Origin of the sequence: Paenibacillus rhizosphaerae, assembly GCF_014192015.1 — a bacterium.
In the GTDB taxonomy this organism is placed as follows: Bacteria; Bacillota; Bacilli; order Paenibacillales; family Paenibacillaceae; genus Paenibacillus_AQ; species Paenibacillus_AQ rhizosphaerae.
Genome location: NZ_JACHXJ010000005.1, coordinates 42,518 through 57,443, shown reverse-complemented (window position 1 = coordinate 57,443; position 14,926 = coordinate 42,518). Strand labels below are relative to the sequence as shown.

General features: G+C 54.3%; 8 protein-coding genes. All 8 read right to left on the bottom strand.

Annotated features, from left to right (window positions below; all coding sequences use genetic code 11):
- Positions 1-278: 278 nt before the first annotated feature.
- The 8 genes from FHS19_RS25665 to FHS19_RS25630 all read right to left on the bottom strand — a co-directional run bounded on the left by FHS19_RS25665 (position 279) and on the right by FHS19_RS25630 (position 14,917).
- Entirely contained in the window at positions 279-1,283 is a 1,005-nt protein-coding gene (locus FHS19_RS25665) for an ABC transporter ATP-binding protein (RefSeq protein ID WP_183584644.1), read from the bottom strand.
- Positions 1,276-2,304, bottom strand: a complete 1,029-nt coding sequence (locus tag FHS19_RS25660) for an ABC transporter ATP-binding protein (protein WP_183584643.1) — start codon at positions 2,302-2,304, stop codon at positions 1,276-1,278. Before FHS19_RS25660 ends, FHS19_RS25665 begins: the two co-directional genes overlap by 8 nt.
- On the bottom strand, positions 2,271-3,263 hold the full coding sequence (locus FHS19_RS25655) for an ABC transporter permease (protein ID WP_183584642.1): 993 nt from the start codon (positions 3,261-3,263) through the stop codon (positions 2,271-2,273). The genes FHS19_RS25660 and FHS19_RS25655 overlap by 34 nt, the downstream gene beginning before the upstream one ends.
- Positions 3,260-4,231 carry an ABC transporter permease gene (locus FHS19_RS25650; protein WP_076172462.1) on the bottom strand — a complete coding sequence of 324 codons (972 nt, stop codon included), beginning with the start codon at positions 4,229-4,231 and terminating at the stop codon, positions 3,260-3,262. Before FHS19_RS25650 ends, FHS19_RS25655 begins: the two co-directional genes overlap by 4 nt.
- Before the next feature lie 124 nt (positions 4,232-4,355).
- Entirely contained in the window at positions 4,356-6,089 is a 1,734-nt protein-coding gene (locus FHS19_RS25645; RefSeq protein WP_183584641.1) for a peptide-binding protein, read from the bottom strand.
- A gap of 968 nt (positions 6,090-7,057) precedes the next feature.
- Positions 7,058-9,802 (bottom strand): alpha-mannosidase, encoded by a 2,745-nt coding sequence (locus tag FHS19_RS25640; protein ID WP_183584640.1) that lies wholly within the window; start codon positions 9,800-9,802, stop codon positions 7,058-7,060.
- Between the two features lie 667 nt (positions 9,803-10,469).
- On the bottom strand, positions 10,470-13,601 hold the full coding sequence (locus FHS19_RS25635) for a beta-galactosidase (protein WP_183584639.1): 3,132 nt from the start codon (positions 13,599-13,601) through the stop codon (positions 10,470-10,472).
- Positions 13,598-14,917, bottom strand: coding sequence for a glycoside hydrolase family 125 protein (locus FHS19_RS25630; RefSeq protein ID WP_183584638.1), 1,320 nt, complete (start codon positions 14,915-14,917; stop codon positions 13,598-13,600). Before FHS19_RS25630 ends, FHS19_RS25635 begins: the two co-directional genes overlap by 4 nt.
- Positions 14,918-14,926: the final 9 nt, after the last annotated feature.

Sequence of the window (14,926 nt, the reverse complement as noted above, 5' to 3'; positions counted from 1 at the left end):
ACGAGGGGCGAAGGCTTGACGCACAAGCTTGCCCGCTGCCGTTTGGGTATAAAGTCACAGCCAAACGACATTTACATTGTAAACGCAAACGAAACAAAAGAAAACCTTAAAAAGGTAACAGCATTACCGGAATGAGGATATTCGATGTCGTTTCCATCCCCCAAAAAAACAGCCCCGCCTCGGCACAAAGCCGCAGGCAGGGCTGTATATGGAACGCTCAGAAGGACCCCAATCCTTCCTGTATACGAAGCATATAACTCTAATGATCGAATAGAATATTACTTCAGACTGTTCAGGTCTGAACCGCCTTCCATGCCGATCGGGAAGTGGCAGGCCACCTGGCGCCCAGGAAGCACTTCCGTCAGGGCTGGCTCCACTTGGCTGCATTTCTCCTGAGCGAACGGGCAGCGAGGGTGGAAACGGCAGCCGGACGGCGGATTGGCCGGAGACGGCACGTCGCCCTGAAGGACGATCCGGTTGCGCTTCTTCGTTGGCGTCGGCTTCGGAATCGCGGACAGGAGCGCCGCGGTGTATGGATGCAGCGGGTTGGCGTACAGTGTTTCCGTTTCGCCTACCTCAACCATTTTACCGAGGTACATGACGCCGACACGGTCGGAGATGTGCCGGACGACGTTCAGGCCGTGGGCGATGAACAGGAACGTCAGGCCCATTTCGCGCTGAAGCTTCATCAGGAGATTGATGACCTGGGATTGGACCGACACGTCAAGCGCGGATACCGCCTCGTCGGCCACGATGAATTTCGGATTCAGCGCAATGGCACGGGCGATCCCGATCCGCTGCCGCTGACCGCCGGAAAATTCATGCGGGTAACGATTCCGACGAGATGCGTCCAAACCGACCAGCTCCATCAGCTCGATGACGCGTTTTTCGATCTGCGACGAAGACATCTTCGTATGGACCTTCAGCGGTTCGCCGATAATATCTTTGACCAGGAAGCGAGGGTTTAGGGAACCAAACGGATCCTGGAAAATAATTTGCATTTCCTCGCGCATTTTGTTCAATTCCTTGGAGCTCATGGAATGAATATCGCGTCCGTTAAATTTAACAGCTCCGGAAGTCGCGCTCTGCAGCCGGAGAATGACCCGGCCCAGCGTCGACTTGCCGCATCCGGACTCACCCACGAGTCCGAAGGTTTCACCTTCGCGGATGGTGATGGATACGTCGTCGACCGCTTTGACGTTGCCCACAACCCGGTTAAGCAGTCCTTTATGAATAGGGAAATACTTCTTCACGTGCTCTACTTCGATCAAGTTCTTAGCCATTGGCGTTTCCCCCTATTCCACCGCTTACCGAAACTCCGTTCAGGTCCTTACCTTCATACAGCCAGCACTTCGTGCTGTGTTCTTCGCCGATCTGAATATCACCCGGCTCCACCTGACGGCACTTATCCATGACATGCGGGCAGCGCGGGTTGAAGCGGCATCCTTTCGGCAGATTGCCCAGGCCCGGAATGGTGCCCTTGATCGTGTACAATTCGTTGCCGCGTTTGCCTTCAAATCCCGGAATGGACTGCAGCAGACCAACCGTGTATGGGTGCGAAGGATTCGAGAAGATCTCTTCCACCGTTCCCTGTTCGACGATCGAGCCCGCATACATAACGGCAATGTGGTCAGCCACCTCGGCGGCCACGCCCATATCGTGCGTGATCAGCAGAATCGCCATGCCGAGTTCTTCTTTCAGTTTCATAAGCAGGTCCAGAATCTGTGCCTGTACCGTCACGTCCAATGCGGTCGTCGGTTCGTCCGCGATCAAGAGCTCGGGCTTGCAGGCCAGTGCCACCGCGATGACGACGCGCTGACACATACCGCCCGACAGCTCGTGCGGGTACTGCTTGGCTCGCATTTCCGGAGCCGGTATACCTACCAGACGAAGCAATTCGATCGCTTCTTTCCAGGCTTCGCTGTGGCTCTTGTTCTGATGCAGACGCAGGCTCTCCGCGATCTGCTCGCCCACGGTAAAGACGGGGTTAAGCGCAGACATCGGATCCTGAAAAATCATCGCGATCTTGTTGCCGCGGATCGATTTCATCTGGTCCTGCTCTTTAGTTGCAAGGTCGTCGCCATTAAACCGGATGTTACCTTCCAGTATACTGCCCCCTGCATAATCTATCAGACGCATGATGGATAAAGAGGTAACACTTTTGCCGCTGCCGGACTCGCCGACGAGGCAGAGCGTCTGTCCTTTTTCGATATTGAGTGAGATCCGGTCCGTCGCCTTGACGAAACCATTCTCCGTCATGAATGCCGTGGTTAGATTCCGGATTTCGAGTAGTTTTTCCGCCATTTGTCCAGCCTCCTCCGGGAAATCTTCTTCTTCTGTCTAGGGTCCATCGCATCACGGATACCGTCGCCAATGAAGTTGACGGCAAGCACAACCGCCAGGATACAAACCCCTGGATAAATGGCCTGCAACGGATCAATCAGCATAAATTCCTGCGAGTTGCTCAGCATAAGTCCCCAGCTTGTGGCCGGTGCCTGGATACCCAGACCCAGGTAGGATAATCCGGACTCGGAAAGAATCGCGCCCCCTACCATCAGGGTAGCGTTAACGATAATCGGAAAACTTGCGTTACGAAGCAAATGCCTGAAAATAATACCTGACTTGGAAACACCGATGGCACGGGCGGCTTCCACGTACTGCATTTCACGAAGCTGCAGGTACGTACCGCGAACGAGACGGGCTACGCCCATCCAGCTTGTAAAAGCCAAAATCATAATCATATATTGAATTTTCGTTCCGAAAATCGCCATAACCAAAATGTTCAGGAACAACGTCGGAATCGAGTTCATGACGTCAATCAGACGCATGAAGATCGTATCGATCCAGCCGCCGAAGAAGCCGGAAATCGCGCCGACCAATGTCCCGATGATGACGGAAATCGCTGCGACGGAAAATCCAACCAGAAGGGAAATCTGACCGCTGTGCAGCAATCTCGAAAAAATATCGCGACCCAGTTCGTCTGTACCCAGTAGGTGATCGCCACTGCCGGGCTTCAGGTTGGCGTTCATCAGATCGATCTTAGCCGGATCGTATGGCGTAATAACGTTTGCCAGTACGGATATCACAACAAAAAAGAGCAGTACGATAAGTCCCGTTACGGCATAAGGGTTACGTAAAAACTTTTTCACGACCGTCATCCACGGGCCCGGAGGCTTCCTGGAAGGAGGGAGTGGCGCGTTTGCCGGTTCCGTATGCTCAGATGCCTGAACATTGGGAGCTGTCTCGATGTTCATGTCACTCATGCCGATTTTCCTCCTTTACTTCCAAGTTTCACGCGTGGGTCAACGATCTTGTACAGAATATCGGCGATAAAGTTGCCGGCAACGACGACCACAGCCGTTATGAGCGTAATCGCCATCAGCACCGAATACTCGCGCGAACGAGCCATTTCGACGAACAAGCGTCCCATGCCCGGCCAGTTAAATACGCTTTCCGTCAGTGTCGCACCGCCGACCAGAATCGGCAGATCGAGGCCGATGATCGTAATGATCGGAATCAAAGCATTACGCAGCGCATGCCGGAAAATGACCTTGCGTTCAGGCACGCCCTTCGCACGGGCCGTACGGATGTAGTCCTGCTCCAGCACTTCAAGCATACTGGAACGGGCGTATTTGGAATATGAGGCCAAGAAACCAAGCACCAACACAGAGCAAGGCAGGATCAAGTGATACAGCAGGTTGCCGAAGTTCCCTTGTTTATCCATGTCGTACATGTCGGACAGCGGGAGCCAGTCTAGCTTTAGGGAAAACAACTCCTGCAGAATGATGCCGAACCAGAACGCAGGCATTGCAAAGCCGATATAACTGACGAAGTTAGCCGTCTGGTCGGATATGCCGTACACTTTCGTACTGTTATAGATTCCCCAAGGGATCGCTATTAATAGCGAGATAAACCAAGCAAACGCCATCAGTTTGATCGTATTACCAACCGTTGGCCACAAAACCTCACCAACCGGCAGATTGTTTTTGAACGTGTGACCCAGGTCGCCTTTCAGCATGTTCGTCAACCAAATAACATACTGGGTAGGAACCGGCTTATCCAGACCCAGGTTATGGGCTTGGATCTTTGCGGTTTCGGGTGATACTCCAGGGGCCATCATCATCTGTGTTGGACCGCCTGGCGCAGCGTGAATAAGGCCGAATGCAACCAAAGAGATCAGAAAGAGTACAAGAATGGATTGCAGTAAGCGGCGGATGAAGTATTCAGTCATTGTTGATCCTCCTAGAGATGATACGGACACGGACGCCTAACCATCATCCTTTTTTAAACACAAAAAAGGGTGGAGGGGAAGTTTCCTCCCCCTCTAGCACCGTTGTTACTTCCTATGTTGTCTATTATTTTGCGTCTACCCACCAATTGATCAGGTGGAAGAAGTATCCGTAAGCCAAGGAGGATTCAGGAGCATCCTCTTCCGCAAATTTCACCTTGCTGTTGTACGCGGTTGGCGTACCGTATTGGTACATGAACACGTATGGAAGGTCTGTCGAAATTTCTTGACCGATTTGTTTGTAAATCTCTTTACGCTTCTCTTGGTCTACGACAGCCGTTCCTTCTTCCCACAGCTTGTCGAGTTTTTCGTTCTTATAGAAACCTTGGTTTTGACCAGCCGGCGGGAAGTACTTCGAGCTGAACGTCGTTTCTCCGTCCGGATCCGGGTTGTTCAGGGACCAGCCCATCAGGATTGCAGGGTATTTACCTGGAGTCAGGTTTTGGTCAACCCATGCAGCGAAGTCCAGTGCTTTAGGCACTACTTCGATACCTACGTCCTTCAGGTTTTGCTGGATTACGCTCGCCACTTGCTCACGGCGGCTGTTACCCGAGTTGTATTGAAGTTCGAAGGAGAAACGGTGTCCGTCTTTCGTCAGGATGCCGTCGCTGCCTGCAGTCCATCCGTCTTCAGCCAGCAGCTGCTTCGCTTTTTCCGGATCAAAGGCATAGTTGACTGCCGCATCGCCCGGATCTGCCCAGGAACCTGGCAGGAACGGAGCGTTCATCAGCTTGCCTGTGCCTTTCAGAACGTTGTCGATCATGCCTTGACGGTTAAGCGCGTAAGCAATCGCCTGTCTTGTTTTTTGTCCAGCCCAAGGAACGAATTTGTCCTTGAAGTTGTCCGGGTTGAAGTTGAACCCGAGGTATTCGTATTGCGGACCTGGCTCCTGGATAACGGTCAGGCCGTCTCTGCTCTTCACGGCGTCGACTTGGGTTACCGGGATACCGCCCAGAAGGTCAACGTCGCCTTTGATAAGGGCTTGAACTTCTGTGTTTTGGTCGGCATAGATTTTATATACGATCTTGTCGATATGAGGTTTAGGACCCCAGTAGTTCGGGTTTCTTTCGAAGGAAAGGTACTGCTTCTGCTTCCACTCTTTCCATACCCAAGGACCACTGGACACCGTTTTGGCCGGATCGGTTCCGTAAACGTTCTTTTGCAGCTCTTCAGGCTTAACGTCCTTCAGGATGTGCTCAGGAACGATTTGGGTAGACAAAACATATTGGAATGGAGCGTAGACTTGTTTCAGCGTAATTTTAACGGTAAGGTCATCCACTTTCTCGATTTTCGTTACCTTGTCAAATCCGGACATGCCAGGGGATCCGACTTTAGGGTCCTTAATCGAATTGAATGTGAAGACAACGTCGTCAGCCGTAATCGCTTCGCCGTCGCTCCATTTCGCCGAGTCTTTCAGCTTGATGGTATACGTAAGTCCGTCTTCGGAAACCGTCATCGGCTCAGCAGCAAGAGACCAAGGCTCGGCTACGACTTCACCTGTACGGTTAATGTCATACAGCTTGGCATACATGAACTCCGCAGCATCACCAGAAGCTGTATCTTGAACGAACAGTGGGTTTACGCTAACGATGTCGGAGAAACTTCCGTAAGTCAGCGTACCGCCGTCCACCGGACCGGTTGCCTCTTTAGTTCCCTCCGTGCCCGTAGTCGCAGACGAATCCGTGTTACCCTCGTCTTTAGGTGTGCTGCTTGCTTCATCCTTGCTGCCGCATCCTACGAACAGCGTGCTGACTACCGATAATGAAACGAGTAATGAGAGCCATTTTTTCTTGCTTGTCATGTACCATTTTCCTCCCCTTTATGATTTGAAAAATAATGGCGTCCCGCATAAGATACGAGAACAACCCAAGACCTCTCCAATGGTCTTAAGCGAATCTGGCCGCGAAAACCATTAGGGACTTTACACCTACTTCGGTTACCGTAACTGACCCCCGAATGACGTTGAAACAATTCCCCCTCTTGCAGACCTTTCATATTGCAACAAGACGACGGTAGCAAGGTAAAGCAATATATTAAAAAATAATATATCCAGAAGTAAGGCAGGACCGGTGCGGGATCGTACAGGAATAAAGGACAGTTGATTCCGCAACGTGGCCGCGCAGTGCATTATAGCGCAATAAAGCATTAATGCTTTAAATGACCATCGGTCAATTTGAATCAGCAAAAAGGACTATATGTGAAATGGTTAAAACTTCCTAATAAATTTAATGTAAATAATACGTGTAAATTAATATCACGTCAATATTTTTTTTAGGCGGTTTTAATATATTTTTTAAAATAGCTGAATATTAGCTGTATCAATGGGATTTTGATGAAAGAGGCGATCCGTTATCACCAAATTTAAATGTTAAAAACAGGAAGGTTCGACGTCTGGAATATCCAAGTTTTCAAAATGTTCATAGTATAAACCGCTTACATTAAGAATACATAAAAATGCATGTTAGGTTCTGTGACATAATAGTGAGGTGTCTTGTAAATTATGGCAGCCACAGGCTAACAGCATAGGAATCTTCCGCGTCATTTCTTGCAAATCAACATTTGATTACGTTCAAATTTACTGGAACATAAATCATCTGTCAATTATAAATATAGCGGGTAATTCTGGTAAATAGATGGGAATTACAATATTTAAATTGTCAAGGAGCTGGGGCTGCCGGAGGGGGAAAAAGCCCCGCCCCGTATACCCCTATTATAAATCACTTATTGAATAAATCTATGAGTACTAGATTATTCCATACAATTAACATACTAGCGCTCTATACCTATCGTTACGATTTCGCAAGGTCCCGCTTCCAGCTCCAAAGACTCAGACAGCTGTTCTACCGAAGCACCTTGCGCCTCTTCCAGAATGGTCGTTTTATATGCACGGCTCACCGGTTGAGGCCATTCTAACCGAAGGCTGGCAGGCTGCTGCTTCATGTTGTACCAGCGAAGCATATGGTCTCCGGAATCCTCGTTAACGGTCCACGCCGAGAAAGCCACTCCCTCACCGCTCCAGGCAAAAGGAACATGTACCGCAGACAGATCGCCGGCATGGATTCCCGTTTGTACGCTTGTCCAAGGAATTTGGAATTGGTAGGCTTCCGCGTAAGCTCCGGATTCCTCCCCGTGGCCGTCATGCGGAATGATTTCAAGCTGAACGGCATGTTCGCCAAGGCATTGAGCTTCCGGCGTCGGGAACCAGCCCCAGTCGCCCAGCTCGCCTACCGAACGCAGCAGCGTGACTGCAATGGTATTCCGCCCGTCCCGAAGCACTTCATACTCGTTCAAACCAAGGTTGGCTACCGCCAGGCCGGCTGTCTCCCCACTCACATCGACAAAAGCCTGCTGGTGCTGGGCGTTGCTCGGATTCTGCCATTCGATTGCGGGCTGATTATCCCGTGTCACGATTTCAAACATGGAGTCCACGCGGTGCCGGCTAGCTTCAATGTCGGTCGGCAGCAATGCGCGGACGCGGTGATCCTTAGCCTGGTTGTTAAACGAGGCCTCCACTTTAACGCCTTTGCCGTCTTTCTCCAGACGAACCAGGGTACGAATCTTCATCGGCACGGTTTCTTTCACCCGTTGAGCTTTGCGCTCCGGATAGTAGACCACTTCGATCTGCTCCTTCTGAAGAAGCTCATCTGCCGATGCCGGTACCTCCCAGTCATGAACGATTTCGAGCGTAGCGCGGTAAGGCGTATCTTCCACAACCCGAATCGATGCTTGCACATCGCGCGTCGTCAGCGGAGTTTCACCTTCAGGCTGCTTGTACATGTATTCGTTGCCGATGTCCCCGGTATCCTCATAAACGAGCAGGTCACGGTATTCACGTCCGTTTCGCTTGTCGGTAACCGTAAGGCTTCCGTTCGGCTGGGCCGCTACCCGCAGGATGCTATTTTCCATTACGTTGTTCCCGGTGATCAGCGATGCTGAAGCATTGTCCGAGTGCTGCGCCGCTGACTGGCCAGACACGAGTGCGTACGCCCGAAGTCCGTGAGCCGGAACGGCGCCCGCCTGCAGCGTAATCCGCACGGCACGCGCCATATACGGCTGACGGAACCGGTCATCCGGCAGATCGTAGCCGAAGCGCTGGCCCAGATCCTCGAGTGTAAACGGCACCGGCTTTCCGCTCGGGTCCAGTACCACGCGCTCACCAAGTTCGAGCGCCTGAATTCGGCGGCTGATTTCGTCCAGCGGGATGCCGTCGCGGAAGTAGATCCGCTGTACGTCCAGTTCGACGGATACGGTGCCGGTCCGCTCCCACCCTGTGGTGTTGAACACCACAAACGGCAGCGCATCCTCGCCGTACTGTGCGAAGGATGACGTATCCACCGCCTCGGCCACAGCCCGTTTGCTGTCTTCAATGATCGATTCAGCCACGTCGCGGCTCTTCGCAAAGCGGGTTACCATCTCGCGGTGAACCTCATCGACGCTGCAGCCGCAGATGCTGTCATGCGGATGGTTCTGCATCAGCGTTTTCCATGCATACGTAAACAGATGGTGCGGGTAGGCCTGACCGGTCAGGTGGGCATAGGCTGCCAGCGGCTCGGCTACCTTTTCCAGCAGCGCCTGGCCATGCTGGTTCATCTGCTTGAGATATACGCGGGCAGACGCCGTGTTCACGAGCGTCCCCCATCCGTCGGTCCGCTGGCTCCGAAGCTCGCCGCGAACGACGGACAGCTCATTCTCTTGATGGCCTTTGACCGACTCCAAATACTGCGGGAAGTTCGAGTGAACGAACTCCGTGTCCGGGTACAGCTTGCGTGCAGTCTCCAGCGCCTCAGCCAAATCGGTCTGAATCGGCTGGTGGTCGCAGCCGTTCATGAAGAGAAGCTCCGGCGTCGACGCATACTTTTCCGCGTCCGCCAGCTTCCGGTCCCAGAACACCTTCGCCTCTTCGGGATCGGCCGGAATTTCGTTGCCGTTGCTGTACCAGTTGGCAAACAGAATGCCGAGCACCTTGGAACCATCCGGACCTTCCCAGATGAGCTCCGAGAAGGAAGACTCATATTCGGAGTCGGCAACAGTATTGTTAAATCCGGTCGGCTTGACGCCGCGGCCGAACAGGGCGTTATCGATGCCGGATTGGCGCATCAGCTGCGGCGCCTGGCCGACGATGCCGAAGGTGTCGGGGAAGTATCCCACCTTGGAAATTTGCCCGTAACGGCGGGCGTCCTTATGGCCGATTTGCATGTTGCGGATGTTGGCCTCGCCGCTGGTCAGGAACGCATCCTGCAGAATATACCACGGGCCGATAAAGATGCGGCCTTCGCGGATGTATTTTTCAAGCCGTTCCTTCTGCTCGGGGCGCACCTGAAGGTAATCCTCGAGAATGATCGTTTGCCCGTCCAGGTAAAAGCTCTTGTACTCCGTATCATTCTCCAATGTATCCATCAGCACGTCCATCAGACGGATGAGACGGACATGATGTTTTTCATAGGGCAAATACCATTCCCGGTCCCAGTGAGTATGGGAGATGATATGCGCCGTTCGTTTCGGCTTGTTTGACATAGAAATCGGGTCTCCTTTCCTTGGGCGGCTTGTTCCCGATCGGAACTCTCATCCCCTGCTTGCAGATCAACATATCGGGCTAAGGCCCAGCTTATAACCAAACCTTTCCCTGGATAAATTTGCACTATCATGGATGGCTGAGCGCTGGCATTGATGACTTACGGACATGACCATGTCCTTCCGTTAGTGTCCATCTATCGCGTACAAATTAACATCCAAAGTAAGTCTTCAATTTAACCTATATATAATAGAAGAAAAAAATTTCGGCGATCGTTACATTGGACGATTTCTGCGGGCCTGATCTTTCCTTTAAAAGTTTAAAAAAGTCCCCTTCTGGTTGCCCAGTTTTGGTGATCAATCCCAAAGTAATCTCCAAATAGAAGGAAGCCGGGGCACCAACATTCAATATCCGGCTATCGCTGCAAAAGCCCTAAGGCGCGGCCTCCTGTCGGAACAATATCGGTTTCTGAAAACAAATGTCCATTCACAGTGGACAAACGTTTTGCCTCTGATAAGGCAGCGGATCGGCGCAGGATCGCTGGATCCCGCACCAAAATTATCCTTTTCCCCTGCCCTGCAAGGATTGGTTTGATGCCCATCCCGTTTGGCCCTGACGGCTCACACCTGCAAAAATCCCTGACGATCGTCTACAAGTTGCTGTACCAAATTAACGTGCCGGTTCCACTTGGATGTCAACCTCATCCGGCCGGTAAACAGCCGTAATGCGGCCCTCCCGGTCGGCGGCAAACAACACGCTGCGGTCGCTCTCGAGCGTAAAGCTGTAGATAGCTCCGGTCAACGGGTCCTTGACCTGTACCGGGGCATCCCAGCCGTACTCGGAGACGAATACGTACAGGCTGCCATCCTTGAAGCTGAGCTTCCGGCCATACACGCCTGGCAGGTCTCCGCCGGCCATCCACTCGAGCTCGCGCTCCACGCCGGCTGCGGCAGCCGCGTACCGGTACAACTCAAGGATCGGCTCGTCCCGGCCGTTCAGCTCGAGCGGCAGCGGGCTCCAGATCAGCCGGCCCTTGCCCAGCGGCACGTCCACGAGCGCATCCATGCTTGCACCGGTCCCTGCGGCTGCGGCCGGGATTTCCTTGGCCACCTCGGCGATCCGCCGGTGCCCGAAGGATACCGGCAGCAGCCGCCCGTTCACGCCGAGCATTTCCTCCCGGCGCACATTGGCAAGCCGGCGCTCGCCGAGGACGGCGTCCAGGCGCGTCGTCGGACGCCAGTAAGCGTCCAGGCCGAGCGGGCCGGTTGCAAGCAGTGTCGCGCCGGTGTCCTTGACGAGCTCCAGCAGCTCGTCCAGCGCCCGGCTGTCCATGTTATGCGGGCTCGGTAGCAGGATCAGCTTCGGCGCCTTCTGCCGCAGCGCATCCAGATGGTATTCCGACGCCGCACGGAACGGCAGTTTCAGGTCATAGGCCAGCAGCCGGGTCAGCCGCGTCGTCGACTGGAACGCGAATGCGCGGTTTGAGAAGTCGTTCGAATACGGGAAGACGGCGACGATGTCCTCGAGCTCCCGGTCCGTAAACAAGTCCCGCGTGGCCGTGATAAAGCGTCCAAAGTCGTAGGATACGTCCGCTTCCGGCTTTTCCGTGCCGTCGGCGCGGAGCGCTCCGATATGCGATTCGTTGGCGTTGTCCATATAGAAGTTCGTATTCCAGATCCAGTGGATCGCACCAGCTCCTCCGGTAGAGAAGGCATAGGCGTATTTCCGCTCCAAAATGCCGCGCAGCTCGGCTTCGGACCGCTTGGCGCGGCCGTCCGGCGTTTCTACGTACATAATGCCGGTCTCCTGGATCAGGTTCGGCTTATCCGGCGTTTTGGTGAAGATGCCGTCCCATACCAGATAGTCGTTCAGCCACCAGGAGTGCACTGTCGTATAATCAACGGCCTGCTCATAGAAGAACGGAGACGGACGCTGGGCGCCGAGCGCTTCGTCCTGCCCGACGGTCACCAAATGGTCCGGGCACAGCTCCTTGATCGTGCCGACGAGCTGCTCCGCCCACCGGTTGTGCATATCCATCGAGAACAGGCAGTAATCGAGCCATCTGGTTCCCTTCTTGGCTTTGTGCATATCCTGCACGTCGAAATTGATCTCTTCCACTTCCGGAATGGATGCCGAAGCAAAGTCAGGCAGCTGGTCCGGCGTCATGTTCCAGGCTTCCTGGAGGCTGCGGATATCGCCGTGGCGGCGCTCCAGCCACTCCACGAACGCCTGGTGCTCAAACGGATCCCGGGCGGAACGCGGTCCCTCCGAGAAAATCCGCGGCGGATCAAACATCGACGGCTCGTTAATCAAATCCCAGTCCACATGCGTCGTGGCCGTATGGCGGCTGACGATGCTGCGGATGAAGCGTTTCTGAGCCTCAACGCTCTGCGGGTCGAGATAAGGGTTCAGCCCTTCCCACGTCTCCGGCGTAAAGGAGAAGAACGTGAAGGTCACCTGCAGGCCGTGGCGCTTGGCCGTTAGGAAGAAGGCGTCGATTGCGCGCAGCACTTCCTCCGAGGCATGCCCGTCGACCTGCATGATATTCCGGTAAGCCGTCCAGACGCCGGTGCGGATCCAGTTGATGCCCGCCTTAGCCATCTGGGCCATGTCCCGCTCCCACACGTCCACGTTCGGCAGGAACAGGAACTTGCGCGCCACGTCGGAGGTCATGTACGTCATGCCCACGACGGGCAGCGGCCGGCCGTCTTTGATAAAATAGTCACGGCTGCGGGTAATCGGCGAGCCCTCGGCCAGAAGAAGGTCATCGCGGCCCCAGAAGCCCTGGCGCAGGACGCGCACTTCGCCATCCGGTCCCTCCGCACGGCACACGATGCGGTATAGTCCGCTCTTCAAAGCCAGCGGCACCGGAATGCGCACGAAGTTCTGCTCCTTCGTCACCTGTGCCTGGAACCGGTGGCTCCAGGCCTCTCCGCTTCCGCCCTCATGGCTTACTTCCAACTCGAAGCTCCACAGTTCAGGCGCCGAACTGCGCAATTCCCCGCGCTGCAAAATCTGTGTCTGCAGCGTCAGCACCGCGTGTTCCCCGGCTTCGTACGAAGCGTAGTTCGGCTTCAGCGACAGCTCGGTTACACCCCGGGCGCAGAAACGCGCCCAGTCAATCAGATGCCCAGCGCCGCCGCCGCTCCAGAACGTTTCGGTCAGCGGCAGGAACACGAACATCCAGCGCGAGCCGGCGAACGTCACGCGGGAGTTCTCCCACAGCACGATTGGCGCGGCGATCTCCCGCTCTTCGGCGGTGAGGCCGGTAAGTAGAGGATAGATCTGCGTGCTCATCGGGCCGGCTGAGCCCATCTGCTGCGGCAAGTCGGCGCTTTTCGTCGTATGCGGCACCAGGTTCCAGGCATCTGCCAGCTCAAACAGGCCTTCCTGGCCGTTCAGCAGCGGGATGCGGTCCGAAACGGCGAGCTTCGTGACCTTGTCTGTGTTTACCCGCAGTGCTTCATGAATATAGAGTTCCTGATGATAAGCGGTTTGCTCGGTCTCGGAAACCCAGGATCCGTTATCTCGTACCACAGGAATTTTAAAAGGCGCCCCGCCCGCACTGATCAGGCTGCCTCCCCGATGCAGGAAGGCGGAAATTTCCGTCCAGGCGGTCTTTGGAAAGTAAGGCGCATGCAAATTGACAAAACAACCTTGATCCACTCCGCGAAGCGCGTCGGCCAGTTCTTCGGCGCGAACGACCGCCACTTCTGCGGCATGCTGGAAATCCCCGGATTGCGGGAGCTTGCCCGCAGCCGGAAAATCCGGATCGCACAGAATGATGATATGCCGGCTCATAGCAGACCGTCCTTCATGGCCTTATACACGAGCTGGGAGAACAGGCTGTTGGACCAGGCGAACCATTTTCGCGTAAAAATGGTCGGATCGTCAGCGTGGAACCCTTCATGCATAAAGCCTGTATCCGCATCGGTGGCTTCCAGCATGGCGATCATCTCCAGCTTCTCTTCGGCCGTCTGGGCGGTCAATCCCTGCATGGACAAAGCCATATGCCAGATATAGTCCTCCGGCGTGTGCGGGCTGCCGATGCCCTTGGCCGCCTTGCCTTCGAAGTAGAACGGATTTTCCTTGCTGAGCGCAAACCGTCTCGTATTTTGATAAATCGGATCGTCTGCCGTCGTGTACCCCAGATAAGGGATGGACATCAGGCCCGGCGTACCGGCGTCGTCCATCAGGCAGTAGTTGCCGTATCCGTCGGTCTCGTACGCGTAAATCGGACCGAACTGCGGATGGCGGTAAATGCCGTACAGCTGAATGCCGTAGTTGACTTCGATCTCCAGCTCCTTGAGCTCGGCCAGCATGTCCATGTCGCGGAAGACCCACTCGGCGAACTCCTGCATTTGACGCAGCGCCACAACCGCAAACATATTGCCCGGAATGTTGTAATGGAAGTCGCACGCGTCGTCGCTGGAGCGGAATCCCGACCAGATCATACCCGTATAGTTGACCGGCATCCCCATTCCGTTATTGCGCAGGGAGTCGGTTAGGATACCGTTGTTGCGCGTAAAGCGGTACGGAGACTTCTCGAAATGGTGCTGCTCCGTTTTGAACACGTCGATGATGGCGCGCATGGCCTTTTTGAAATTGGCATCGAAAATGTCAGTCAGTTCGGTTTCCTTCCAGTACAGGTAGGCCAGACGAATGACGAAGCACAGCGAATCGATCTCAAATTTGCGCTCCCACACCCATGGGGACATGTCCGTTTCGTCCGTCGTGTTCCAGTGCCAGTCATTGGCCGATTCGTTAAACGCGTTGGCGTACGGGTCGATCAAGACGTAATGAACGTGGCGTTTGACCAACCCGCCGATAATGCGCTGCAGATCCTTGTCTTCCTTGGCAAAAGGCACGTAATGGACGACTTGCTCCACGGAATCGCGCAGCCAGGAGGCCGGGATGTCGCCCGTAATGACGAAGGTCGTTCCGTCGTCCATCAGCTTGGTTGTCGTTTCCAGCGTATTCGGAAAGCAGTTTTTGAACAGCTGCAGCAGCTTCGGCCGGTGGGCCAGCTTCTGCTCGGCTTCTTTGATCACGTCCTGGATCGCCTGGGGCATCTCCAGCGCCGGCATCGGTATTTTAGGAAGTCTGAATTGTTCCAAAGCGATACG

Excerpts from the sequence above, each read along its gene's own strand:
- FHS19_RS25665 (WP_183584644.1), bottom strand. The coding sequence starts at position 1,283 with ATGGCTAAGAACTTGATCGAAGTAGAGCACGTGAAGAAGTATTTCCCT.
- FHS19_RS25660 (WP_183584643.1), bottom strand. The coding sequence starts at position 2,304 with ATGGCGGAAAAACTACTCGAAATCCGGAATCTAACCACGGCATTCATG.
- FHS19_RS25655 (WP_183584642.1), bottom strand. The coding sequence starts at position 3,263 with ATGAGTGACATGAACATCGAGACAGCTCCCAATGTTCAGGCATCTGAG.
- FHS19_RS25650 (WP_076172462.1), bottom strand. The coding sequence starts at position 4,231 with ATGACTGAATACTTCATCCGCCGCTTACTGCAATCCATTCTTGTACTC.
- FHS19_RS25645 (WP_183584641.1), bottom strand. The coding sequence starts at position 6,089 with ATGACAAGCAAGAAAAAATGGCTCTCATTACTCGTTTCATTATCGGTA.
- FHS19_RS25640 (WP_183584640.1), bottom strand. The coding sequence starts at position 9,802 with ATGTCAAACAAGCCGAAACGAACGGCGCATATCATCTCCCATACTCAC.
- FHS19_RS25635 (WP_183584639.1), bottom strand. The coding sequence starts at position 13,601 with ATGAGCCGGCATATCATCATTCTGTGCGATCCGGATTTTCCGGCTGCG.